The following is a 24284-nucleotide window of genomic DNA, read 5'->3' on the forward strand; positions in this document are numbered from 1 at the left end:
GGCACGCCCGCGAAAATACGGGCTCTAGGCAAAGGAAGAAGAAAATGTATCTCGAGAAATTCAAGCTCGGCGGCAAGACCGCCATCATCACCGGTGCCGGCCAGGGCATCGGACTGGCCTGTGCCGAGGCGCTGGCGGAAGCCGGCGCCAAGGTCGTCATCGGCGATCGCGACGCCAAGGCGGCCCATGACGCGCAGGCGGCGCTGAAGGCCAAGGGCTTCGATGCCGATATCGCGCTGATGGACGTGACGGATTCCGGGCGCGTGTCGGCGGTCGCCGACGAACTGGTTCGCAAGTACGGCAAGGTCGACATCCTCGTCAACAATGCCGGCATCGCGCGCAGCGAGACGCCGGCCGAGACCGTGACCGACGAGCACTGGCTCAACGTCATCGACGTCAATCTGAACGGCACTTTCTGGTGCTGTCGCGCCTTCGGCAATCACATGCTGAAGGCGAAGTCCGGCACCATCGTCAATGTCGGCTCGATGTCCGGCTTCATCGTCAACAAGCCGCAGGAGCAGTGCTTCTACAATGCGTCGAAGGCCGCGGTGCATCATTTGACCAAATCGCTCGCCGCCGAATGGGGCGCGCGCGGGGTCCGCGTCAACGCCGTGGCGCCGACCTATATCGAGACCCCGCTGAACGCCTTCGTAAAGAACAGCCCCCGCATGTACGACGCCTGGATCGGTGGAACCCCGATGGCGCGGATGGGGCAGGTCGACGAGATCGCTTCCGTGGTGCTGTTCCTGGCCTCCGAGGCGGCGAGCCTGATGACCGGAAGCATCGTTCTGGTCGATGGCGGCTACACTTGCTGGTAGGATCGCGCCGGAAATAACGGAGCGGCCATGCGGCAAGCCTATATCGGGGTGGACGTCGGGAGCACCAGCGCCCGGGCGGGGGTATTCGACGAGGCCGGCAAGCTATTGGGTTCGGCCCGGCATCCGATCCGGGTCTGGCATGAGCCCGGCGATATTGTCGAGCAATCGTCCGATGACATCTGGGCGGCCTGCGTGACGTCCGTGCGTCACGCGATGCGCGAGGCAGCGGTCGCGGCCGAGCAGGTCAAGGGCATCGGTTTCGATGCGACCTGCTCGCTGGTCGTGCTCGACCAAGCCGGCCGGCCGCTCACCGTCAGCCCGTCTGGCGATCCCGCGCGCAATGTCGTGGTCTGGATGGACCACCGAGCGATGGACGAGACGGAGTTCGTCAACGCGACCGGCGACCGCGTGCTGCGCTATGTCGGCGGCGCCATCTCGCCGGAGATGGAGATCCCGAAGATCCTCTGGCTGAAGCGGCATCTGCCGGCGACCTTCGAGGCCGCCGGGCATTTCTTCGATCTCGCCGACTATCTTTCATTCCGCGCCTCCGGCTCGCTGGCGCGCTCGACCTGCACGGTCACCTGCAAATGGACCTATGTGGCCGGTGAGGGCGGCTGGAGCGAATCGTTCCTGAAGCGCGTCGGGTTAGAGACGCTTGCAGCGGATCGCTTTGCCCGGATCGGGACCGAGATCGTGCCGCCGGGCTCGCCGCTCGGCCGCGGGCTGTCGGAGGATGCCGCACGCGATCTCGGCCTGACGCCGGGAACCGCGGTCGGCGCCTCGCTGATCGACGCCCATGCCGGCGGCGTCGGCGCGATCGGCGGTCGTGACGGCTCGGGCGCCGACGTCGATGTCTGCCAGCGATTGGCCTACATCATGGGAACGTCGGCCTGCATCATGGCGACCACGGTCGATCCTTGCTTCGTGCCCGGCGTCTGGGGCCCGTATTTCGAAGGGATGGTGCCGGGCTTCTGGCTCAACGAGGGCGGCCAATCCGCCGCGGGCGCCGCGATCGATCATCTGCTCAAATCGCATCCGGCGCATGCCGAGGTTATGCTTGCTGCGAAGCACGACGGCGTCGACGTCATCGAGTATCTCGAAAAGCGCATTCTGGCGCGCAGCGGCAATGCCGGCGCAGCCGCGCTGCTCGCGCGCAACGTTCATGTCCTGCCGGAATTCCTCGGCAACCGATCGCCCTATGCCGATCCCGGCTCGCGCGCCGTGATCGCGGGGCTCGATCTCGACACCGACGTGTCGGCGCTGGAGCGGCTGTTTATCGCCGGCCTGTGCGGGCTGGCTTATGGCCTCGCCGACGTCATCGAGGCGCTGCAGGCCCACGGCGTCAGTGGCAAGACCATCGTGATCGGCGGCGGCGCCAGCCGCAGCCCCCTGGTGCGCCAGATCATGGCCGACACCACCGGTTACACGGTGGCGCTGCCGCAGACGCAAGAACCCGTCTTGCTCGGCGCCGCGATGCTGGGTGCGGTCGCCAGCGGTGCGCACAACTCGATCAATGCGGCGATGGCCGGCATGTCGGCGCTCGGGCGGTTGAGCGAGCCGACCAGGCCCGAGCTCGCCGATTTCCATCGCAAGAAGCGCGGCGTGCACAAGATGCTGCGCCAGCTTGATCGCGACAGCCGCGAGGCGATGAAGCGGGCGCCCGGCGCGGCGCCGACTTGAGGTGTTTGCATGCTGCTGAGTTGCGGAGATGCGCTGATCGATTTCCTGCCGTCGCGGACGGCGGATGGACGCGAGGCCCTGACGCCCGCGGTCGGCGGCTCCTGCCTCAACATCGCGATCGGCAGCGCCCGGCTCGATGTTCCCACCGGCTTTGTCGGCGGCATCTCGACCGACACCTTCGGCCGGATGATCGCCGATCACGCCACGGCGTCCGGCGTCGATCTCAGCCGCGCGACGCGCAGCGATTGCCAGGCGACGCTGGCCTTTGCGCGCGTGACCGGCACCGAGACGCAATACGCGTTCTATGACGCGGACACCGCATCGCGGAACTGGACCTACCGGCGCGAGGCGATTGCGCTTGACGGCGTCACCTGCCTTCACACCGGCTCGACCACGCTGGTCCATGACAAGGGTGCGGCAGAGACGCTGGCCTTCATCGAGCATGCGCGGCCGAACGCGACGATCTCGCTCGATCCGAATTGCCGGCCGAACCTCGTCAAGGACAAGGACGCCTATCGCGCCCGCATGCTAGCGTTCTGCGGCAAGGCCGACATTGTAAAAATGTCCGACGTCGACTTCGCCTATCTGTTCGGCGATCAGGCCTATGCGGGGAGGGCCGAGGCGCTGCTGTCCGGCGGGGCGTCGCTCGTCGTCATTACGCGCGGCAATGATGGCGCCTCGGCCTGGCATCGCAAGGCCGGAGCGATCGAGGCCACGTCGCCGGTAGTGAATGTCGTGGATACGATCGGCGCCGGCGACAGTTTTCAGGCCGCGCTGCTCGCTGCATTGCATCGGCTGGATCGGATCGCACGAGCGCAACTGCGCGAGATCAGCGCGGCCGAGCTCACACGCGCGCTGTCGTTTGCCTGCAACTGCGCTGCCTTCACCTGCACGCGCGCGGGCGCCGATCCGCCGCGGAGCCGGGAGTTGCCTGCGAACACCTGGTAGGCCATGCGCCATCGCGGCCGCCCAGCGCGCCGTCATGCGCACGAGGCGATGGACTTGGCCGATGCAGCGCGGCACGATGCCCGGCGGTCGACCACGTTTGATGCGAGCGCCTTGTCCCAATGAGCGATGATCTCTGTATGCTGCCTGCCGTTGAGCTTCGTGCGCGCATCGCCCGCAAGGAGGTCTCTCCCGTCGAGCTCACCGCCGCGGTACTCGCCCGCGCCGAGCGGCTGCAACCCGAATTGAACTGCTTCATTACGCTGTGCGCCGACGAGGCGATGGTGCAGGCGAAGGCCGCGGAGCGGCAGGTCATGGCCGGCGAGCCGCTCGGGCTGCTGCACGGCATTCCCTTCACCGTGAAGGACATCGTCAGCACCAAAGGCGTGCGCACGACCTTCGGCGCGGTGCCGTACCGGAACAACGTGCCCGACCATGATGCCGTGGCGGTGGCCCGGCTCCGTGCGCAGGGCGGAATATTGATCGGCAAGACCACGACGCCGGAGTTCGGCAGCAAGTGCCTGACCGACTCGCCGCTGTTCGGCCGCACCCGCAATGCGTGGAGTGCGGAACGGACGAGCGGCGGTTCCAGCGGCGGCGCGGCGGTCGCGGTCGCGAGCGGCATCGCGCCGCTGGCGGTTGCGACCGACGGTGGCGGCTCGACCCGGATTCCCGCCGCGTGCAACGGCGTAGTAGGGATCAAGCAGAGCAACGGCGTGATCCCGCACAGCCAGGTGCAGGACGCCTTCGGCAACCAGACCTATGTCACGCCGACCACGCGCACCGTCGCCGACACCGCGCTGATGATGCAGGCGATGGCCGGCGAGGATCCGTCCGATCCCTGGTCGATTGGCGTGCCGGTGCCTGATTATCTCGATCGCGCGGCGCCGCGTGGCGATCTCCGGGGCAGGCGGGTGCTGTTCTGCCTGTCGCCGCCGGGTCGTCCGGTGAGCGCGGATGTCGCCGCTGACTTCAAGGCGGGCCTCGACCGGCTGGCCGGCCTCGGCGCGGAACTCGAGGAGTTTTCCGGCGACGGCTTCGACATCGAACCGATCTGGCGCGCTATCAATCACACCGTCTGGCGCACCCGCTTCGGGAAGCTCGCGGCCGATCATCCCGATGACCTCAGCCCCACCTTCCTGAAGCAGCTCGCGCTCGCCGCAAAGGTCAGCGGCGTCGAGTACCAGCAGGCGATGTTCGACCGCACCGCGCTGTTCCGCCGCGTGCAGGCGCTGCTCGAGCGCGGCGACATCCTGGCGATGCCGACGCTGACCCGTACGGCGCTGCCGATCGATCAGGATCTGTTCGGCACCATCGACATCGACGGCCAGAGCTTCGACAGCGTGCGGCCGCACTGGTTTCCCTGGACCATGCTGTTCAACATGACCGGGCATCCCGCGATCAGCATTCCCTCCGGCTTCGGCCGCGACGACCTGCCGATCGGCCTGCATCTGGTCGGCCGCTTTAGGGCCGACGCGGAACTGCTGCGCGTCGCGGCGCTGTTCGAAGAGGCGAGCGATCTGCTTGGCCGCAGACCGGCGCTGAAATCATGAATGGTGCGGCGAAGGGCTTGCATTCGTTCGCGAACATGTTGAAACCTGCGGCCTGTTCCTTACCCTTCGGGCGGGCATGAGCGTATTCTTCCTGCGGCGGATCCTGACCCTGGTGGCGACACTGTTCGCGGCCTCGCTGATCATTTTCCTGGTGCTCGACGCGTTGCCCGGCAATGCCGCGCAGATGCTGATGGGCGCCGACGCCTCGCCCGATGCGGTGCGCGCGCTCACCGTCAAGCTCGGGCTCGACCAGCCGCTCACGGTTCGCTATCTGCTCTGGATCAAGGGCATGGCGGTCGGCGATCTCGGCAACAGCTATGTCTATGGCACGCCGGTGGCCGGCCTGATCGCGGAGCGGCTGGTGCTGACGATCCCGCTCGCGATCATGTCGATGCTGATCACGGTGGTGCTGGCGCTGTCCGCCGGCATCTACACCGCGGCCAACCACAACAAGATCGGCGATGTCGGCGTGATGTCGCTGACCCAGATCGGCATCGCGCTGCCGAATTTCTGGTTCGCGATCCTCTTGATCCTGCTGTTCTCGGTGAAGCTGCAATTGCTGTCCGCCGGCGGATTTGCCGGCTGGGACGACGGCATCTGGCTCGGGATCCGCTCACTGCTGCTGCCCGCGATCTCGCTTGCCGTGGTGCAGGCCGCGATCCTGGCCCGCGTCACCCGTTCGGCGGTGCTGGAGGTGCTGCGCGAGGACTTCGTCCGCACCGCGCGCGCCAAGGGGCTCGGCAAGCGCGAGGTCTTGTGGCGCCATGTGCTGCGCAACGCCATGATCCCGGTCATGACTGTCATGGGCCTGCAATTCGCCAACCTGCTGGCCGGTACCATCGTGATCGAGAACGTGTTCTATCTGCCGGGCCTCGGCCGGCTGATCTTCCAGTCGATCGCCAACCGCGACCTGATCGTGGTGCGCAACTGCGTGATGCTGCTCGCCGCGATGGTCGTGACAGTCAATTTCGTGGTCGATGTGCTCTATGCCTTCATCGATCCGCGCATCAAGGTCGCCAACCTGTGAGCGCGCCGCTGACCGCATCCACCGGCACGGCGGCGATCGCACCGGGGGCGATGCCTGTGACCGGCTTCTGGCGCCGTGCGCTGCGCCATCGCAGCTTCGTGCTCGGTGCGGTGCTCAGCTTGGTCGTGCTCGGCGCGGCGCTGCTGTCGCTGGTCTGGACGCCGTGGTCGGCCTACGACATCGACGTCGCCTCGAAGCTGCACCCGCCGTCGGCGGCGCACTGGCTCGGCACCGACGTGCTCGGTCGCGACATCGTCTCGCTGCTGCTGGTCGGGGCGCGCTCCACCATCATGGTCGGCGTCATCGCGGTCGGCATCGGCCTGACCTTCGGCGTTGGCCTCGGCCTGATTGCAGCGGCCCGCAAGGGCTGGACCGAGGAGCTCATCATGCGGATGAGCGACTTCACCTTCGCTTTCCCGGCGGTGCTGTCGGCCATCATGCTCGCCGCGGTCGCGGGTCCGGGCATGGTAACGTCGATCACCGCGATCGGCATCTTCCAGATCCCGACCTTCGTCCGCGTCACCCGCGGCTCGGCCAATGCGATCTGGGCCCGCGAATTCGTGCTGGCCGCGCGCGCCGCGGGCAAGGGCTCATTCCGCATCACCGTCGAACACGTGCTGCCGAACATCCTGTCGATCCTGATCGTGCAGGCGACGATCCAGTTTGCGCTGGCGATCCTCGCCGAGGCCGCGTTGTCCTATCTCGGGCTCGGTACCCAGCCGCCGCAGCCGTCCTGGGGCCGCATGCTCAACGACGCGCAGACCCTGCTGTTCCAGTCGCCGATGCTCGCGGTCTACCCTGGTGTTGCGATCGCGATCGCGGTGCTCGGGCTCAACCTGCTCGGTGACGGCTTGCGCGATCTGCTCGATCCCCGTCTGGCACGGGAGCGTTGAGCATGGCTGACACAGGTACACCACTGATCGAGGTGAAGGACCTGGGCGTCCGGCTCAACACCAGCCGCGGCCCGGCGCAGGCCGTCCGCGGCGTCAGCTTCGCGCTTCGCCGCGGCGAGACGCTCGGGCTGGTCGGCGAATCCGGTTGCGGCAAGTCGGTCACCGCGCTGGCGCTGATGGGGCTGCTGCCGGACAGCGCCGTGATCAGCGGCAGCATTCGGCTCGAAGGCGCAGAGCTCGTCGGCCTGCCTGATGCGGCCTATTGCAAGCTGCGCGGCAACCGCATCAGCATGATCTTCCAGGAGCCGATGACCGCGCTCAATCCGATGCACACGATTGGGCACCAGGTCGCCGAGCCGCTGCGGCGTCATACCGGTATCTCGGCAACAGAGGCGCGGCTGGAAGCCATTGCCTTGCTCGATCGCGTCGGGTTGCCCGATGCGGCGAAGCGCGTCGATGCTTATCCGCATCAGTTTTCCGGCGGCCAGCGCCAGCGCATCACGATCGCGATGGCGCTGGCCTGCCAGCCCGACGTGCTGATCGCCGACGAGCCGACCACGGCGCTCGACGTCACGATCCAGGGCCAGATCCTCGATCTGATCGCCGATCTCGTCGCGGAGCGCGGCATGTCGATGATCCTGATCTCGCACGATCTCGGCGTGATCGCCGAGAACGTCGAGCGCATGATGGTGATGTATGGCGGCACCGTCGTCGAAAGCGGCGCGACCGATGCCGTGTTCACGCGGATGGGCCATCCTTATACGCAGGGCCTGTTCCGCGCCCGCCCACGGCTCGGCGCGCGCAAGGGGACGCGGCTCGCGACCATCGCCGGCACTGTGCCGGAGCTGGCCGACTTGCCCGCGGGATGCACCTTCGCCGATCGCTGCGCGATCGTCGAGGCGCGCTGCCGCGCGGCGCTGCCGGCTGTCGTCGATGTCGGCGCGGCGCATGGCGTGCGTTGCATCAGGACCGACGTCTCGATGGCGGCCGGGGGCGTTGGCGCATGACCGTGCTCGATCAGCTCCAGTCCGAGCCCGCGACGCCGCTGCTTGAGGTAACGGATCTCGCGCAGCGTTACACGCTGCCGCGTGAAAGCCTGTTCAAGCCGGCGGCGCAGGTGCACGCGCTCAATGGCGTCACGGCTCGGGTCATGCCGGGCAAGAGCCTCGGCGTGGTCGGCGAGTCCGGGTCGGGCAAATCGACCTTTGCGCGGCTGGTGATGGCGCTGGAGCGGCCGACATCGGGCACGGTGTGTTTGCGGGGTCGCGACCTCAACCGGATGCCGCCGCACGAGCTGCGCCACGCGCGCCGCGATTTCCAGATGGTGTTCCAGGATCCCTATGGCTCGCTCGATCCGCGGCAGACCATCGTGCGCATCGTGGCCGAGCCGCTGACCGCGCTCGGGCGGATCGATCGCGGCAGCCTGCGCGAGCGCGTCGCCACGGTGCTGCGGCAGGTCGGGTTGCGCGATGCCGACATGGACAAGTTCCCGCACGAATTCTCCGGCGGCCAGCGCCAGCGCATCGCGATTGCGCGCGCGCTGATCACCCAGCCGAAGCTGATCGTCGCCGACGAGCCGGTCTCGGCGCTCGACGTCTCGGTGCAGGCGCAGGTGCTCAATCTGATGCAGGATCTGCAGGACGAGTTCGGTCTGAGCTACATCCTGATCAGCCACGACCTCGCGGTGGTCGATCTGCTCTGCGACGAGATCGCGGTGATGTATCTCGGGCGGATCGTGGAGCAGGGGCGGCCCACCGATCTGTTCGCCCGCAGCGCCCATCCCTACACGCGTGCGCTGCTGGATGCGGTTCCGCGCGCCCGGGCAGGTGGTGTCCGGCGCCGCCGCGGCGCGCAGGCGATCGGCTCGCAGGCCTCGGCCGCGGCCGGCTGTCCTTACGCGCCGCGCTGTCCCCTGGCCGACCAGCATTGTCGCGAGGCGGCGCCTGCGCTACGCAACGTCGGAGACGCCCATCTGGCGGCCTGCCATTACGCCGAAGCCGTGATGGCGCTGCCGCCAGTGGTCGCGGAGGCCGGTTAGTCCATTGTGCGGGACCAGCCCAGGCTGATGAAAGAGCACGTCCGGGGAGCAGACCAATGTTGAGGAAATTGTGCATCATTGCGGCCGCTGCCGCGCTCGCCGCAGCGCCGCTGCCGAGCCTCGCGCAGGGCAAGAAGGACAGCGTCGTGATGGGCATGACGCTGGAGCCGCCGGGACTCGATCCCACCAACGCGGCGGCCGCGGCGATCGCCGAAGTGACTCTCTACAACGTCTATGAGACGCTGACCAAGATCAACGAGGACGGCTCGGTGTCGCCGCTGCTCGCCGAGAGCTGGCAGGCCTCGCCGGATCTCAAGACCTACACCTTCAAGCTCCGCAAGGGCGTCAAATTCCACAACGGTGAGCCGTTCGATTCCGCGGCGGTCAAGTTCACGTTCGACCGCGCCGCGGCGCCGACCTCGACCAACAAGGACAGGAGCCTGTACCAGGCCTTCGCGTCGGTGACGGCGCCCGACCCGGAGACGATCGTCGTCGCGCTGAAGTACGCCGAGCCGAACCTGCCGTTCCTGCTCGGTCAGGCGTCCGGCTCGATCGTCGAGCCGAAGAGCGCGCCGACCGACGTGACGCAGCCGGTCGGCACCGGGCCCTATACACTCGGCAGCTGGGCCAAGGGCTCGTCGATCACGCTGGTGAAATGGCCGGAGTATCGCAACGCTGCCGCGATCAAGCTTTCCAAGGTGACGATCCGCTTCATCGGCGATCCCGCCGCGCAGGTCGCGGCGCTGCTGTCGGGCGACGTCGACGCGTTTCCGCGGGTTGCGGCGGCGCGTAGCCTGGCACAGTTCAAGGCCGATCCGCGCTTCAACGTGTTGATCGGCGGCTCGCGAACAAAAACCATCGTCGGCATCAACGAGCGCAAGAAGCCGCTTGATGACGTCCGGGTTCGCCGTGCCATCCTGGCGGCGATCGACCGCAAGGCGATGATCGACGGCGCGGTCGACGGCTTCGGCACGCCGATCGGCAGCTTCTACACGCCGGGATCGCTCGGCTATGTCGATACCACCGGCATCAACCCCTACGATCCTGAACTCGCCAAGAAGCTGCTGGCCGAGGCCGGCGTCAAGACGCCGCTCGAGCTAAGCCTCAAGCTGCCGCCGCCATCCTACGCGCGGCAGGGCGGCGAGGTGCTCGCGGCGCAGCTCGCCAAGGTCGGCATCGTTGCCAAGATCGAGAACGTGGAATGGGCGCAATGGCTGTCGCAGGTCTTCACCGGCCCGCACAATTACGATCTCACCATCGTCGCGCATGTCGAGCCGTTCGACCTCGTGAAGCTGACCGAGCCGGATTACTATCTCGGCTACAAGTCCGAGGCGTTCAACGCGCTCTATCAGCAGATCATGGCGACGCCTGACGAAGCCGGTCGCGCCAAGCTGCTCGGCGACGCGCAGCGGATGCTGGCAACCGATGCGGTCGCCGGCTTTTTGTTCCAGCCGCAATTGATCACGATCGCCAGCAAGAAGCTGAAGGGCGTATGGAAGAACGTGCCGCAGTTCGAGAATGATTTCTCGACCTGGGCTTGGGAGTAACTTGGGAGTAACCCGGGAGCAGGCGATCGCGCTGGCGAAGACCAGTGGCTTCAGCCGGAGCCGCACCTCGCGCGCCGCCGTCGCTTGACGCTTAGTCTCATTTTGCGTGCTGCGCCTGCGAAGGCGAATGTGTCCGGCGATGCGCGAAGGCGCCGGAAGCTACCGATATTGCTCAGATTGATGCAAGCCCGCGGTCGCAGCACTTCGGGCGCGCGACCGCATGCTGTTGCAGTTTCGCATTGAGCGCATCGGTTGTCTTTGTGAAGGACAGCGCTAACATGGAACCCGTCCATCGATACCTGTCGTTGTCTTTTTTTTGATCATCTATTGCAGCGCAACCAAAGCCATCCACGGTGTGCGCTCGCTACGGCGGCCAGGCCTCGAGGGGGAAGTAGCAAACACCATCCCTGATACTGCAACCAAGAAATAACGGGGGAGACTATGTACGTGAAAGGGCTTGCGGCATTCGCCGCAGCGGTCGGCGTTGGCCTGTTGTCCGGTGCTGCCATCGCACAAGAAGTCAAGCAGGAGAAGCAGTCGGTCTTGGGTAACGCCAATGTCCCTCCGGTGACCCAGGAGCAACTCAACGCCGCCGACAAGAACGTCAAGGACTTCCTGCTCACCAACGGAAATTACGCCCAGACGCGGTTTTATCCGGGTAAGCAGATCAGCCGGGACAATGTGAAGAACCTGCACGTCGCCTGGATTTTCCAGACCGACGTCAAGGAGTCGCTTGAGACATCGCCGATCGTCGTCGACGGCGTGATGTATGTCACGACGTCGTTCAGCCATGTCTATGCGCTCGACGCCAAGACCGGCCAGCAGCTCTGGCACTACGCCCACAAGATGGGGCCGATCACGGTCTATTGCTGCGGTCCTAACAATCGCGGCGTCCAGGTGCTCGGCGACCGGGTCTATCTGGCGACGCTGGATTCCAAGCTGATGGCGCTGAACGCCAAGACCGGCGAGGTGGTCTGGACCACCAACATCGCCGATCCCGAGCTCGGCTACAGCGAGACGATGGCGCCGACCGTGGTCAAGGACAAGGTGCTGATCGGCACCAATGGCGGCGAATACGGCATCCGCGGTTTCGTGCGCGCCTATGACGCCAAGACCGGCAAGCAGCTGTGGAATTTCAACACCATTCCGGAGAACTCCGTCGGCGTCTGGGCGACCAAGGACGCCACCGGCCGCGACATGCATCGCAATATCCAGGCCGAGAAGGACATGCTCGCCAAGATCGGCGATCCCTATGCCAAGCTCGGCGGTGGTGTGTGGCAGAACCCGTCGGTCGATCTGGCGACCAACCGGATCTACTTCGTCGTCGGCAATCCGTCGCCCGACCTCGACGGCTCGAACCGGCCCGGCGACAACCTCTACACCAACTCGCTGGTCGCGCTCGATCTCGATACCGGCAAGTATGTCTGCCACTTCCAGTACATCGCCCATGACGTCTGGGACCTCGACGCGGTCAGCCCGACGGTGCTGGTCAACGTCAAGGACAAGGACGGCAAGACGATTCCCGGCGTCATTCATGCCGGCAAGACCGGGCACATCTATGTGCACGATCGCAAGGACTGCAGCCTGATCCGCTTCTCCGAGGCGATGGTGCCGCAGGAGAACATGTGGGTGCTGCCGACCAAGGAAGGCGCGCGCATGCTGCCCGGCGCCAACGGCGGCGTCGAATGGTCGCCGATCGCGACCGATCCGGGACAGGAACTGGCCTATGCCATCAACCTGCACCAGCCGATGACCTACCACGTCGAAAGCTCGGCCTATCCGAACGGCAAGCTGTGGCTGGGTGGCGCCTTCAAGGTGATCCCGAGCGAGAAGCAGTCGGGCAACATCACCGCGGTGAACTACAACACCGGTAAGATCAAATGGCAGGTCAAGACGCCCGAGCCGATGATCGGCGGCATCCTCGCCACCGCCGGCGGCCTGGTGTTCACCGGCGAAGGCAACGGCAAGTTCGCGGCCTATAATTCGTCGAGCGGCAAGGAGCTGTGGAGCTTCCGCGCCGGCGCCGGCGTCAATGCGCCGCCGTCGAGCTACATGATCGGCGGCAAGCAATATGTCGTGGTCGGTGCCGGTGGCAACGTCCAGCTCGATTTCAAGCGCGGCAACAACATCATCGCCTTCACGCTCGACTGAGCCGAGGCGGGATGCATCATCGCGCGTGCAAGCATTGACGGCGAGGCGGGACCGGTTCGGTCCCGCCTCTGTTTTCTTCGGATGGACCAATGTTCGGTAAATTGATGATGTGCGGCGCCGCGCTGCTTTTGATGGTGGCGCAAGCGCGCGCGGAGACGATCGAGGAGAAGGCGCAGGTCTGCACCGGTTGCCACGGCGAGGACGGCAAGCCCGTCGACAAGACCATTCCGACGATCTGGGGCCAGCAGGCCGGCTATCTCTATATCCAGCTGCGCGATTTCAAGCGCGGCGATCGCAAGAGCGAGATCATGCAGCCGATCGCGACCCAATTCGAGCGCGACGACATGCTGGCGATCGCGGAATATTTCTCGCAGAAGCCATGGCCGAATCTCGGCCAGCCCAGCGCGCCCAAGGACGTCGCAGCGAAGGCGCTCAGCGCCAGCGCTTCGGTCGGTTGCCCGGCCTGCCACCTCGATCGGTTCCAGGGCGACGGCACGGTGCCGCGGCTCGCCGGGATGGGACGGGACTACCTCGCGAAAACCATCGCCGATTTCCGCACCCGCGCGCGCGGCAACAATCCCGGCATGTCGGACCTGATGCTGGCGACCTCGCCCGACGACCTCACCGCGCTGGTGGATTATCTGGCGGGGCTTTAGCGGCGGGCAAGCTCAGCCTCACGCGAGCGCAGGGCTATCGCATATGTGTTCTTGGCGGTCGAGGTCGGACGCCGGCGCCCGATCCCGTTCTGTGCGTCTGCGCGCCAAGTTGCGGTTGCTGGCGTAGAGCCGATCAGTTCGGTCGAGACCTGGACACCACGCCTGGAACAGGAAAGGCTCGGCACATCTCGATGCACTCCGACCTGAGACGCGCGAGGACCGCATCGTCTCCGTTCGCCTGCAGAGCCCCCGCAATGAACTCGGCGATGCGGCGCATTTCGGGGTCTCCCATGCCGCGCGTGGTCGCCGCCGGTGTCCCAAGGCGAATACCGCTTGGCCTGAGCGGCGGGCGCGGATCGTCTGGAATAACCTGCTTGTTTGTCGTGATGGCGATGGCATCGAGCACGTCCTCGGCTGCTCGCCCGTCCAATCCGACGGATGCGACCGTATCGACGACCATCATGTGATTATCCGTCCCGTCCGTGACCAGCTTCATCCTGCGTTCCATCAGCGCGCCGGCAAGAACCTTCGCGTTGCGCAGAACCTGTCGCGCGTAAACCTGGAAATCCGAGGTCGCCGCCTTCTTGAGCGTCACGGCAATCCCGGCCACGACGTTCATGTGAGGTCCGCCCTGCAAACCTGGAAAGACGGAAGCATCGATCCGACCGGCATTCTCCTTCCGGCATAGGATGATCCCGCCGCGGGGGCCGCGCAGTGTCTTGTGGGATGTCGTCGTCATGATGTCGAAGCCGGCATCAAGCGGATTGCGCATGACATTAGCGGCAACCAATCCGCCATAGTGGCTCACGTCAGCCATCGTGAGCGCGCCGACTTCGTCGGCGATACTCTTGAACGCCGCATAGTCCAGGTCGCGCGGATAGGAGCTGTAGCCGCACAACACCATCTTCGGACGTGCTTCACGCGCAATCGCGCGCAATTCATCGAAATCGATCGCGCCGTTTGACGGGGCCGTCTTGTAGCGAACGAAGTTGAACAAGCGCCCCATGTGGGACACTGGCGCGCCGTGGGTGAGATGACCGCCGTGGGACAGATCCATGGCGAGAATCGTGTCGCCAGGCTGCAATAGGCCGAGATAGACGGCCTGATTCATCGGTGATCCGGAAAGCGGCTGAACGTTGGCGTGCTCGGCACGAAAAAGCGAGCAGGCCCGCTGGCGTGCGAGGTTCTCGATGCTGTCGGTATACTGCTGGCCGCCGTAGTACCTGCGTCCCGGATATCCCTCGGAGTATTTATTGGTGAAGACCGATCCGAGCAGCTCAAGCACCTCCGGGTAGGTGTAATTCTCGGACGGAATCAGTTCGACGCCGTCCTGTTGACGACGCTCTTCCCCTATAAGGGCGGCAGCGATCTCTTGATCGTTGATGGACAGTTCGTTGCGAAATGACGGCATGCTCGGGCTCCTCAACACGCTGTTTTTCCAGCAGATTGGTTGCCCAGGCGATCGGCGTTGGAACCCTTCGCGCTTCCCCGTGGTCGATTCCACGTTAGCTCGCCAGTCGCGCGATAGGACGAATGAGCACGGAGACTCTTCGTAGAGAAAAATTTAGCCCACCTGCGGACCTTTCGCAACTCATGAGTCCATCGCGCGCATGCCTCAGCGCGGCGTCAGCTCCTCGCGCAGCGCCGACAGGATGGTGAGATCGGCGGCGTGCTTGCCGGCCTTGTCGGCCAGCGCCGCATCGGCGCCGTGGGCCAGCAACGCTTTCGCGATCGCCGGATGGTTGCCCTCGGCGGCGATCATCAGCGCCGTGCGTCCCCGCGCATCGCGATCGTCGACCCTGGCGCCTGCGTCCAGGAGATACGCGACGACCTCGAGCGCCTGTGCCTCCGGCACGGTCTCGTCCGGTCCAGCCGCCCACATCAGGAGCGTGAGATCGTTGGCGTAGCGCGCGTTGATGTCGATATCGAGCGCGAGCAACTGCTTGACGATGCCGATCTGGCCGCCGGCGGCCGCGTACACGATCGGTGGCTTGCCGGTGTCGTCAGCCTTGCGGCCGTCGGCGCCGTGCGCCAGCAGCATGCGCACCACCATGTCGCGGCCGGCATAGGCGGCGGCCGCGACTGGGGAAGCACCGCTGCGCCCAGTGAGATTGACGTCGGCGCCGCGGTCGATCAGCCGCTGCACGATCGCGACATGGCCGCGCTCGGCCGCAAGATACAGCGCGGTCGATCCCGCGAGGTTGCGGGCATCGACCGGCGCGCCACGGGCCAGCAGCAGGTCGATCATGTCGAGATGGCCGGAGCGGGCGGCGTGGCTCAGCGGCCTTGCACCGAGCCGGTCCCGCGCATCGACCGAGGCGCCGCCATCGAGCAGCGCGGTGGCGAGGTTGACGCAATCGGCATTGGCCGCCGCGAACAAGGTCAGCGAGATCTCGACTGCGCTGAGCTGCGCCTTGTCGGTTTCGTATTTGCGGATCAGCTCGCGGCACCGCGCCGGGTCGGCCGCCGCGAGGCTGGTGTGGGTACTGCCGGCAACCAACAGCGCGGCGAGGGCGATGCGGCGATACAAGACGTGTCCTCCGTATGGCTTGCTATCAGCATCGCCATTCGGATTGAGCGTCGCATGATCCTTGGTTGCTGCCAAGCTGCCCGTCGATTTTCAAGCCGCGCAGGGATGTCGCGCCGCGCAGCGCCGTTGCGCCGCGCGGCGTTGTGCGGCTCTAGCCGGTCTGTCCGGTGCTCGCATTGGCAACGGCGCGCGCGACATTGGCGATCACCTCGTTGCACTTCTCCATCGGAGCGCTTGCCCCGGTCAGGTAGACCGTCACCACGATCGGCTTGCGGCCGGGCGGCCAGAACACGCCAATATCGTTATAGGTGCCGCGCTCGCCGGTGCCGGTCTTGTCGCCAACCCGCCAGTCGCGCGGCACGCCGGCGCGCAGCCTCGTGTCGCCAGTCTTGTTGGCGACCATCCAGTCCACGAGTTTCTGGCGCGAGGCGGCCTGCAGGACATCGCCGATCACCACGCGCTGCAGATTCTTCAGCATCGCGACTGGGCTCGTCGTGTCGCGCGGATCACCCGGCACGGCTTCATTTAGCGCTACCTCCCAGCGATCGAGCCGGCTGACATTGTCGCCGATGGTGCGGAAGAAGCTGGTGAAGCCGGCAGGCCCGCCTATCTCGCGCAGCAGCAGGTTGGCAGCGGTATTGTCGCTGAGGGTAATGGCGGCCTCGCAGAGTTCGGACAGCGTCATGCTCGATCCGACGTGCTGCTTGGCCACCGGCGCATAGGCCAAGATATCCTTGGCCTCAACCTGCACGCGCTGGTCGAGGCTGGATTCGCCGCGGTCGACCCGGTGCAGCACCGCGGCCGAGGCCAGCGCCTTGAAGGTGCTGCACATCGGGAACCGCTCGTCACCGCGCTGGCTCGCGCGCAATCCGGTCTCCATGTCGAGCGCGGCGACGCCGAGCCGGCCGCTGGTCGCGAGCTCAATGCGCGCAAACTCCTCCTGCAGCCGCCGCGCCGGTTCGCCTGGTCCCGCCGCTGCGCTCTGTCCTGCCGCGGCGCTTGGCCGCGGCAAAGTGCAGGAAACCGCAAGGCCCAGCGCGCGCAATCCGAATGTCCGTCTCGTCAGCATCTCTCGTCCCCGTTGGCGGCGCGAAACTGCCCAACGGCGTGACGGCGCACAAACAATCATTTATACAACGAGGCATGAGGAAAACTTGGTCATGACGCCGTGCGCCGGCATCTCCCGCTGAACGCATTGCGCGCCTTCGAGGCCTCCGCGCGGCTATTGAGCTTCACCCGCGCGGGCCTGGAATTGCGCGTGACGCAAACCGCGATCAGCCATCAGGTCAAGCAGCTCGAGGATCTCTTGGGCGCGAGCCTGTTCCGCCGCCTGCCGCGCGGGCTGGTGCTCACCGACGAAGGGCTGGCGCTGCTGCCGGTGCTATCAGACGCGCTCGACCGGATCGGTGCCGCGATCGATCGCATCGAAGCCAAAGGCACGCGCGAGGTCGTCACCGTCGGCTGCGTCACGACGTTTGCGACCGGGTGGCTGCTGCAACGGGTCGATCGCTTCAAGCGCGCGCATCCCTATATCGACCTGCGTCTGCTCACCAACAACAACCGCGTCGACATTGCGGGCGACGGGCTCGATCTTGCGCTGCGCTTCGGCGACGGCTCCTGGCACGGCACCGAGGCGATCCATCTGTTGTCCGCGCCGCTCTCGCCGGTGTGCTGCGCCGACGTGGCGGGCCGGCTGCGCAAGCCGTCCGATCTCGCGCAGGAGTTCTTGCTGCGCTCCTACCGCGCCGAGGAATGGCCGCTGTGGTTTGCGGTGGCGGGCGCGCCCTGCCCCAAGATTCAGGGACCGATCTTCGACAGTTCGGTCGCGATGGCCGAGGCGGCTGCGCGCGGCGTCGGCGTCGGCCTCGTGCCGATCGCAATGTTCAACAACGAGTTGACCTCAGGCCGGCTGGTGCGGCCGTTCGCGGCCGAAGTGCCGGCGGGGTCCTATTGGCTGACCTGGCTGAAGTCGCGCGAGGTGACGCCCGGCATGCGCGCCTTCCGCGACTGGCTGCTCGACACGCTGCGGGCGGAGGTGAGTGAGGTGGAGGAGGTGAGGGATGCGCCACAGGTGCCTGCCGCACGGCCCAAGCCGAAAGCCAAAGCTAAAGCGCAGGTCAAGACAAAGGCCGTGAAGAAGCGGCGGTGAGCAAGGGCTTTTGCCCCGTCATCCTGAGGTGCGAGCCCTTGCGAGCCTCGAAGGATGCACGGCCACCAGTCGGGCCGTCGACCCTTCGAGGGCCGCTGAAGAAGCGGCCACCTCAGGGTGACGGTGAGGGAGCAGACGCGCGTCGGCAGTTCGGCAGTGCCTGCGTTTCAGCCCTACGCCAGATGGCACGCCACAGAATGCCCGTTGCTGCCTTCGCGCAGCTCCGGCGCGGTGTGGCGGCAGCGCTCTTCGGCGATTGGGCAGCGGGTGTGGAAGTGGCAGCCCTTGGGTGGATTCATCGGGCTCGGCACGTCGCCCTTGAGTCGGATGCGCAGCTTCTTCGCCTTGGGATCGGCCACCGGCACCGCCGAGAGCAGCGCCTTGGTGTAGGGATGCTGCGGATTGCGGTAGAGATCGCTGGCCTTGGCGAGCTCGACGATGCGGCCGAGATACATCACCGCGACGCGGTCGGAGATGTGCTCGACGACAGAGAGATCGTGGGCCACGAACAGATAGGTGAGGTTCAGCTCGGCCTGCAGATCCTCGAGCAGATTGATGACCTGGGCCTGGATCGAGACGTCGAGCGCCGACACCGGCTCGTCGCACACGATCAGCTTCGGCTCCAAGGTTAGCGCGCGGGCGATCGCGATGCGCTGGCGCTGGCCGCCGGAGAATTCATGCGGATAGCGCCGCATGTGCTCGGCCTTCAGCCCGACCTTGACCAGAAGGCGCGCGACGCGGTCCTCGCGCTCGCTGGCCGAGGTCACGAGGTTATGGATGATGAACGGCTCGGCGAGGATCGCGCCGACCGTCATGCGCGGATTGAGCGAGGCGAACGGGTCCTGGAAGACGAGCTGCATGTTGCGCCGCATGGCGCGCAGGTCGCCGCCGCCGAGCCCGATCACGTTCTGGCCGTCGAACACGACTTCGCCCGAGGTCGGCTCGATCAGCCGCAAGACGCAACGCCCGGTGGTCGACTTGCCGCAACCGGATTCGCCGACCAGCCCCAGCGTCTCGCCGCGGTTGACCGCAAACGACACGCCATCGACCGCATAGACCTGGCCGACCTCGCGCGAGAGGAGGCCGCCGAGCACCGGAAAGTGCTTCTTCAGATTGCTGACGCGCAGCAGCGGCTCGCTCATGACGCGTCTCCGAGGTGGCAGGCCATACGATGGCCGGGTGCGATCTCGCGCAGGCGCGGCTCCTGCTCGGTGCAGATGCTCATGGCGTGTTTGCAGCGGGAAGCAAACCGGCAGCCGGGCGGCGGGTTGATCAGGATCGGCACCGAGCCGCCGATCGCTTCCAGCCGGGTCTTGTGTTCGGCGTCGAGATCGATGCGCGGGATCGAGCGGATCAGGCCCTGGGTGTAGGGATGGCTCGGATTGCCGAACAATTCGTCGACCGGCGCCTCTTCCACCACCTTGCCGGCATACATCACGACGACGCGCTGCGCGGTCTCCGCGACCACGCCCATCGCGTGGGTGATCAGCATCACCGCCATGCCGAGGCGCTCCTTCATGTCCTGCAGCAGGTCGAGGATCTGCGCCTGGATGGTGACGTCGAGCGCGGTGGTCGGCTCATCCGCGATCACGAGCTTGGGCCGGCAGGCCAGCGCCATCGCGATCATCACGCGCTGCCGCATGCCGCCGGAGAACTGGTGCGGATAGTGATGCACGCGGCCCGCGGCGTTGGGGATCTGCACCAGCTGCAGCATCTCGATGGTGCGCTCGAGCGCCTGCTTCCTGGTCACCGCCTCGTGGCGGCGCAGGCTCTCGGCGATCTGCTCGCCGATCGTCAGCACCGGGTTGAGCGAGGTCATCGGCTCCTGAAAGATGAAGCCGATCTCCTTGGCCCTGATCTCGTCGAGCTGATGGCTGGTCAGCGGCGCCAGATCGCGGCCCTCGAACATGATCTCGCCTGCGACGATCTTGCCCGGCGGCATCGCGATCAGCTTCAGGATCGACATCGCGGTGACGGTCTTGCCGCAGCCGGATTCGCCGACCACGCAGAGCGTCTCGCCGCGGTTGATGCTGATGTCGACGCCGTCGACCGCCTGGACGATGCCGTCGTCGGTGGTGAAATGGGTTTTCAGGCCCTTGATGTCGAGCAGCGCCATCAGATCACCTTGCGCGCGTCGAGCGCGTCGCGCAGCCCGTCGCCGATGAAGTTGATGGCGACGACCGCGATGAAGATCGCGCCGCCCGGAAACAGCGCCCAGTGCGGACCGATATCGAGAAAGTCCTTGGCGTCATAGAGGATGCGGCCCCAGGTCGGCGTATCCGGCGGAAAGCCGAGGCCGAGGAACGACAGCGTCGATTCCGCGATGATCGCGGCGGCGACGTCGATCGTGCCGGCGATGATCACCGGTCCCAGCGCATTGGGCAGGATGTGACGCACCACCTGACGCACCGGGCTCGCGCCGAGCGCGCGCGCGGCCTCGACGAATTCCTTTTCGCGCAGCGACAGGAACTGGGCACGCACCAGACGGGCGACCGGCATCCAGCGCAGGCCGCCGATCACAAGCACGATCAGGATGAAGATGCCACCTTCCGGGCCGAACACAGCCTTGAGCCCGTCGCGGAACAGATAGATCAGCATCAAGAGCAGCGGCAGTTGCGGCAGCGACAGGAACAGGTCGGTCAGCCACATCAGCGCATAGCCGAGTGGGCCGCGCGACATGCCGGCGAGCGCGCCGATCAACGTGCCGACGAACACCGAGACCAGCATCGCGGCGAGGCCGACCGCGAGCGAGATGCGGCCGCCATAGATCATGCGGGCGAGCAGGTCCTGGCCGAGATCGTCGGTGCCGAACGGATGCGCCAGCGAGGGGCCCTGCATGCCTGCCACGACGTCGATGTCGCTCATCGAGACCCGCCAGACGAACGGGCCGATCACGACGGCTGCGATCAGCAGCAGCAGCAGGACGGCGCTGACCACGGCGGGCCTGTGCCGGCGGTAGCGCCGCCAGGTTTCGCGCCAGGGCGAGTAGCCGCGCCGCTCAGCGGAAGGAGATGCGAGGGTCAAGCCAGCCATAGAGGACATCTGCAATCAGGTTGAAGAGCACCACGAGACACGCGAACACGAAGGTCACGGCCATCACGACCGGCGTATCGTTGGCGAGGATGGACGAAATCAGCAGCGAGCCGATGCCGGGAATCCGGAAGATCTGCTCGGTGACGATGGCGCCGCCGAACACGGCAGGCATTTGAAGCGCAATGAGCGTGACGACCGGGATCATCGCATTGCGCATCACATGCTTGACGATCACCTTGGCCTGCCCGAGCCCCTTGGCGCGCGCGGTGGTGACATAGTCGAGCCGGATCACGTCGAGCATCGCCGAGCGCACGAAGCGGGTCATCGACGCCGCCTGGAACAGGCCGAGCACCATCACCGGCATGATGGCCTGACGGATCATCTCCAGCAGCCAGGGGATGCCGCTGCCGGGCACGTCGGTGTAGACGAAGGGCAGCCAGTCCAGCTTCACCGAGAACACCAGGATGAACAGGATGCCGGTGAAGAAGGTCGGTAGCGAGAAGCCGATGAAGGCGAAGGTGTTGGCGAGCTGGTCGAACAGCGAATAGGGCCGGGTGGCGGCATAGACGCCGACCGGGATCGCGATCAGGAGCGCCAGCAGCTGCGCCGAACCGATCACGTAGAGCGTCGTCGGCAGCCGTTGCAGGATCAGCGTGTCGACATTGATCCGGCTGACAAAGGAGAAGCCCCAGTCGCCCTGCACCATCGCCGCAAGCCAGTGCAGATAGCGGAGGTAGATCGGATCGTCGAGGCCGAACTTGGTGCGCAGCGCGGCCTGTACCTCGGGCGGCACGTTCGGATTGGTCGCGAGCTCGCTGAACGGATCGCCCGGCGCGAGCGCCAGCACGACGAACAGCACGACCGAAATCCCGAGCAGGCTCGGGATCGCGATCATCAGACGGCGCAGGATATATTGACTCATCGAGAGATCATCTAACTAACGCTCGCACCTTGAGCACGTTGATCTTGCTTCCAGTCGAAAGGCGAGCTTCACCTCGCCCCGCGTGCGGGGAGAGGTCGAAATTCAAGCACAGCTTGAATTCCGGGCGAGTGAGACTCTCCAAGAACTCATCTCTCACGGTATTTGCGGTTGGAGCCGCTCTCCCCGTAAGAACGGGGAAAGGGAGAAGATGCACCCATTCAACTCCGAACCCGTCCCCGTGTCTCAGGTTTCACGATACCAGTCTTGCAGATTGTCAGTTTGGTTGGCCCAGCCGGAGAGCGCGGGCCGCACCGTGTTGGAGCAGGCTTCCACCGCAAGCCGATGCATCACGGGGATCATCACCGTGTCTTGCCACATCAGATCGTTGCACTTGATGTAGAGATCCGCGCGCTTGATCGGATCGGTCTCGGTATCGGCGGCATCGACTGCCGCATCGTAATCCTTGTTGACCCAGCGCGGGAAGTTCGGTCCCTGCCACTTGTTCTCCTTGGTGGCGACGTTGCGCGAATGATAGCGGCGCATGTGCAGGGCCGGATCGGGTTGCGTCATCGGGATCTGGAACATCTCGATGTCGGCATAGAAATGGGAGTAGGTGTCGGGGTTGGCGACGTCGGAGGAGAAGAACACCGAGGCCACCACCGATTTCAGCTCGACGTCGATGCCGGCCTTCTGGCAGGCCTGCTTGACGATCGCCTGGGTCTTCTGCCGCGGCCCGTTGATCGAGGTCTGGTATAGCAACTTCAGCTTCTTGCCGTCCTTCTCGCGGATGCCGTCGGAGCCGGCCTTCCAGCCGGCCTGCTCGAGCAGCGCGCTCGCCTTCTCGACCGAGAACTCCCATTTGGTGTTCTTGGAGACGAACTCCTCGGGGCCGTTGAGATAGTTGGCGGTGGCGCGGCCGGCGCGGCCGTAGATCACCTTCTTGATGGACTCGCGGTCGACCAGCAGCGCGAGCGCCTGGCGCACGCGCTGGTCGGACAGGATCGGATGCTTGGTCTTCATCGACGAGCGTTCGCCGTCGACCTCGGTGTTGGGGTCGGTGAAATTGATGGCGATAAACTCGATGTCGCCGCCGACGGCATAGAGCGTCTTGCCCTTGCCGCCCTTCTCCAGCCGCAGCAGCACCTCGTCCTCGACCTGGATATTCCAGGCGAAATCATATTCGCCGGTCTGGATCACCGCGCGGGCCGCCGACACCGCGTCACCGCCGCCCTTCATCTCGATCGTGTCGAAATAGGGCCGGTTCGCCATGTGATAATCCTGATTGATCTCACCGCGGATCAGGTCGCCCGGCTTGAACTCGATGAACTTGTAGGGTCCGGTGCCGACCGGCTTCAGATTGGTCGACGCCTCGCGCGACTTGCCGCCCTTGAATTCCGCGAACAGGTGTTTTGGAATGATGCAGCCATAGGCACCGACGAACGCGTTGGCCCAGAACGGCGTCGGATCCTTGAACTTGATACGGACCGTGAGGTCGTCGACCTTCTCCACGGTCATGCCGGCGTAAGTCGCGCTCGAGACCGCTGCCGTCGCGGGGTCGCTGGCATATTCCCAGGTGAAGACGACGTCGTCGGCGCTGAACGGTTTCCCGTCATGCCATTTGACGCCGGGTTTGAGTTTCCAGACCACCGATTTGGCGTCGGCGGCTAGGCCGCCATTCTGGATCGAGGGGATCTCGGCGGCGAGGATCGGGTTGAGATGGCCGTCGACGTCCCAGCTGGCCAGCGGCTCGTAGAAGATGCGCGAGCCGTCCTGGTCCTTGGTGCCGGTGGCGAAATGCGGATTGAGCAGGGTCGGGCCCTGCCACCACAACAGCTTCAGCGGACCGCCGCCGCCGCGCTTGGTCGGCTTGTAGGGGTTGGGGCTCTGCGCCATCGCGACGCCGCCGATCGCCAGAATCTGGTTCGCCAACGGCGCGGTGAGGCCGACGGCAATCATTCGCTTGACGAAGGCGCGGCGGTCCATCCGTCCGTCCCTTACGTCGTCGATCATCCCGCGCAGATTGTTGTCGAACATTGTCCCCTCGGTCCGGCTCACGTGTGATTGCGGCGGGCCTTGGAACCGGCCGCCGTGCTGGCGGCAGATGGCACACCGAATGACCGCGAAGGTCAACGCCTCCCGAGGTTCAGCGACTAGGTCTTTTGGCTATCGCTTGTGCAGAACCGCTCCGCGCCGCACATCGGTTCGGCATTTCGGTGCCAAAGCGCGCCTGCGCGTGCCTCGCAGTGCGGAAAATTTGTTCGTTATCCTTTGTTCCGAGATGCTTTTTTGTCACGCGCGCGCGTTTTCGAGCGGAGCGGATGCCGGTTCGCGCGACGAAAACG

The 24284-nt window shown here is 65.7% G+C and carries 20 protein-coding genes and 1 riboswitch; of the genes, 12 read left to right on the plus strand and 8 right to left on the minus strand.

Going from position 1 to position 24284, the window contains the following annotated elements:
- The first annotated feature begins 44 nt into the window (after positions 1-44).
- From AAFG07_RS08155 to AAFG07_RS08205, 11 genes are all read left to right on the plus strand, one after another.
- The gene (locus tag AAFG07_RS08155; protein WP_342726806.1) at positions 45-818 is read left to right on the plus strand and encodes an SDR family oxidoreductase; all 774 of its coding nucleotides are present in this window, start codon (positions 45-47) and stop codon (positions 816-818) included.
- A 27-nt stretch (positions 819-845) separates the two neighbouring features.
- Positions 846-2498, plus strand: a complete 1653-nt coding sequence (locus tag AAFG07_RS08160; RefSeq protein WP_342726807.1) for an FGGY-family carbohydrate kinase — start codon at positions 846-848, stop codon at positions 2496-2498.
- Between the two features lie 9 nt (positions 2499-2507).
- Positions 2508-3446, plus strand: a complete 939-nt coding sequence (locus AAFG07_RS08165) for a carbohydrate kinase (RefSeq protein ID WP_342726808.1) — start codon at positions 2508-2510, stop codon at positions 3444-3446.
- Positions 3447-3565: 119 nt separating this feature from the next.
- Positions 3566-4996, plus strand: coding sequence for an amidase (locus tag AAFG07_RS08170; protein ID WP_342726809.1), 1431 nt, complete (start codon positions 3566-3568; stop codon positions 4994-4996).
- 76 nt (positions 4997-5072) lie between these two features.
- Positions 5073-6023 carry an ABC transporter permease gene (locus AAFG07_RS08175; protein ID WP_212319376.1) on the plus strand — a complete coding sequence of 317 codons (951 nt, stop codon included), beginning with the start codon at positions 5073-5075 and terminating at the stop codon, positions 6021-6023.
- Between the two features lie 50 nt (positions 6024-6073).
- Entirely contained in the window at positions 6074-6916 is an 843-nt protein-coding gene (locus AAFG07_RS08180; RefSeq protein WP_342729082.1) for an ABC transporter permease, read from the plus strand.
- Positions 6917-6918: 2 nt separating this feature from the next.
- The gene (locus AAFG07_RS08185; RefSeq protein WP_342726810.1) at positions 6919-7923 is read left to right on the plus strand and encodes an ABC transporter ATP-binding protein; all 1005 of its coding nucleotides are present in this window, start codon (positions 6919-6921) and stop codon (positions 7921-7923) included.
- The gene (locus AAFG07_RS08190; RefSeq protein WP_342726811.1) at positions 7920-8954 is read left to right on the plus strand and encodes an oligopeptide/dipeptide ABC transporter ATP-binding protein; all 1035 of its coding nucleotides are present in this window, start codon (positions 7920-7922) and stop codon (positions 8952-8954) included. The genes AAFG07_RS08185 and AAFG07_RS08190 overlap by 4 nt, the downstream gene beginning before the upstream one ends.
- A gap of 56 nt (positions 8955-9010) precedes the next feature.
- The gene (locus tag AAFG07_RS08195; protein WP_342726812.1) at positions 9011-10501 is read left to right on the plus strand and encodes an ABC transporter substrate-binding protein; all 1491 of its coding nucleotides are present in this window, start codon (positions 9011-9013) and stop codon (positions 10499-10501) included.
- 441 nt (positions 10502-10942) lie between these two features.
- Complete coding sequence (locus tag AAFG07_RS08200) at positions 10943-12652, plus strand: PQQ-binding-like beta-propeller repeat protein (RefSeq protein ID WP_342726813.1); 1710 nt, start codon at positions 10943-10945, stop codon at positions 12650-12652.
- Positions 12653-12741: 89 nt separating this feature from the next.
- Positions 12742-13308 (plus strand): c-type cytochrome, encoded by a 567-nt coding sequence (locus AAFG07_RS08205; RefSeq protein ID WP_342726814.1) that lies wholly within the window; start codon positions 12742-12744, stop codon positions 13306-13308.
- A gap of 133 nt (positions 13309-13441) precedes the next feature.
- Here the strand turns inward: AAFG07_RS08205 and glyA are convergent, their stop codons facing one another.
- The 3 genes from glyA to bla all read right to left on the minus strand — a co-directional run bounded on the left by glyA (position 13442) and on the right by bla (position 16907).
- Entirely contained in the window at positions 13442-14719 is a 1278-nt protein-coding gene (gene glyA, locus AAFG07_RS08210) for a serine hydroxymethyltransferase (RefSeq protein ID WP_342726815.1), read from the minus strand.
- Positions 14720-14753: 34 nt separating this feature from the next.
- Positions 14754-14839: riboswitch (ZMP/ZTP riboswitch) on the minus strand.
- A gap of 84 nt (positions 14840-14923) precedes the next feature.
- Entirely contained in the window at positions 14924-15838 is a 915-nt protein-coding gene (locus tag AAFG07_RS08215) for an ankyrin repeat domain-containing protein (protein ID WP_342726816.1), read from the minus strand.
- Between the two features lie 151 nt (positions 15839-15989).
- Complete coding sequence (gene bla, locus AAFG07_RS08220; RefSeq protein WP_342726817.1) at positions 15990-16907, minus strand: class A beta-lactamase; 918 nt, start codon at positions 16905-16907, stop codon at positions 15990-15992.
- Between the two features lie 99 nt (positions 16908-17006).
- On the opposite strand from bla, the gene AAFG07_RS08225 reads away from it, so the two are divergent.
- On the plus strand, positions 17007-17987 hold the full coding sequence (locus AAFG07_RS08225) for a LysR family transcriptional regulator (RefSeq protein ID WP_342726818.1): 981 nt from the start codon (positions 17007-17009) through the stop codon (positions 17985-17987).
- Positions 17988-18160: 173 nt separating this feature from the next.
- On the opposite strand, the gene AAFG07_RS08230 is transcribed toward AAFG07_RS08225, so the two are convergent.
- The 5 genes from AAFG07_RS08230 to AAFG07_RS08250 form a co-directional block, all read right to left on the minus strand.
- Positions 18161-19129, minus strand: coding sequence for a dipeptide ABC transporter ATP-binding protein (locus tag AAFG07_RS08230; RefSeq protein ID WP_342726819.1), 969 nt, complete (start codon positions 19127-19129; stop codon positions 18161-18163).
- Positions 19126-20106, minus strand: coding sequence for an ABC transporter ATP-binding protein (locus AAFG07_RS08235; RefSeq protein ID WP_092116610.1), 981 nt, complete (start codon positions 20104-20106; stop codon positions 19126-19128). Before AAFG07_RS08235 ends, AAFG07_RS08230 begins: the two co-directional genes overlap by 4 nt.
- Positions 20103-21020 (minus strand): ABC transporter permease, encoded by a 918-nt coding sequence (locus tag AAFG07_RS08240; protein WP_342726820.1) that lies wholly within the window; start codon positions 21018-21020, stop codon positions 20103-20105. Before AAFG07_RS08240 ends, AAFG07_RS08235 begins: the two co-directional genes overlap by 4 nt.
- Positions 20986-21942, minus strand: a complete 957-nt coding sequence (locus tag AAFG07_RS08245; protein WP_342726821.1) for an ABC transporter permease — start codon at positions 21940-21942, stop codon at positions 20986-20988. Before AAFG07_RS08245 ends, AAFG07_RS08240 begins: the two co-directional genes overlap by 35 nt.
- Before the next feature lie 243 nt (positions 21943-22185).
- Complete coding sequence (locus AAFG07_RS08250) at positions 22186-23976, minus strand: peptide ABC transporter substrate-binding protein (RefSeq protein ID WP_342726822.1); 1791 nt, start codon at positions 23974-23976, stop codon at positions 22186-22188.
- Positions 23977-24284 lie beyond the last annotated feature (308 nt).

This window comes from Bradyrhizobium sp. B097, assembly GCF_038957035.1.
Lineage (GTDB): Bacteria > Pseudomonadota > Alphaproteobacteria > Rhizobiales > Xanthobacteraceae > Bradyrhizobium.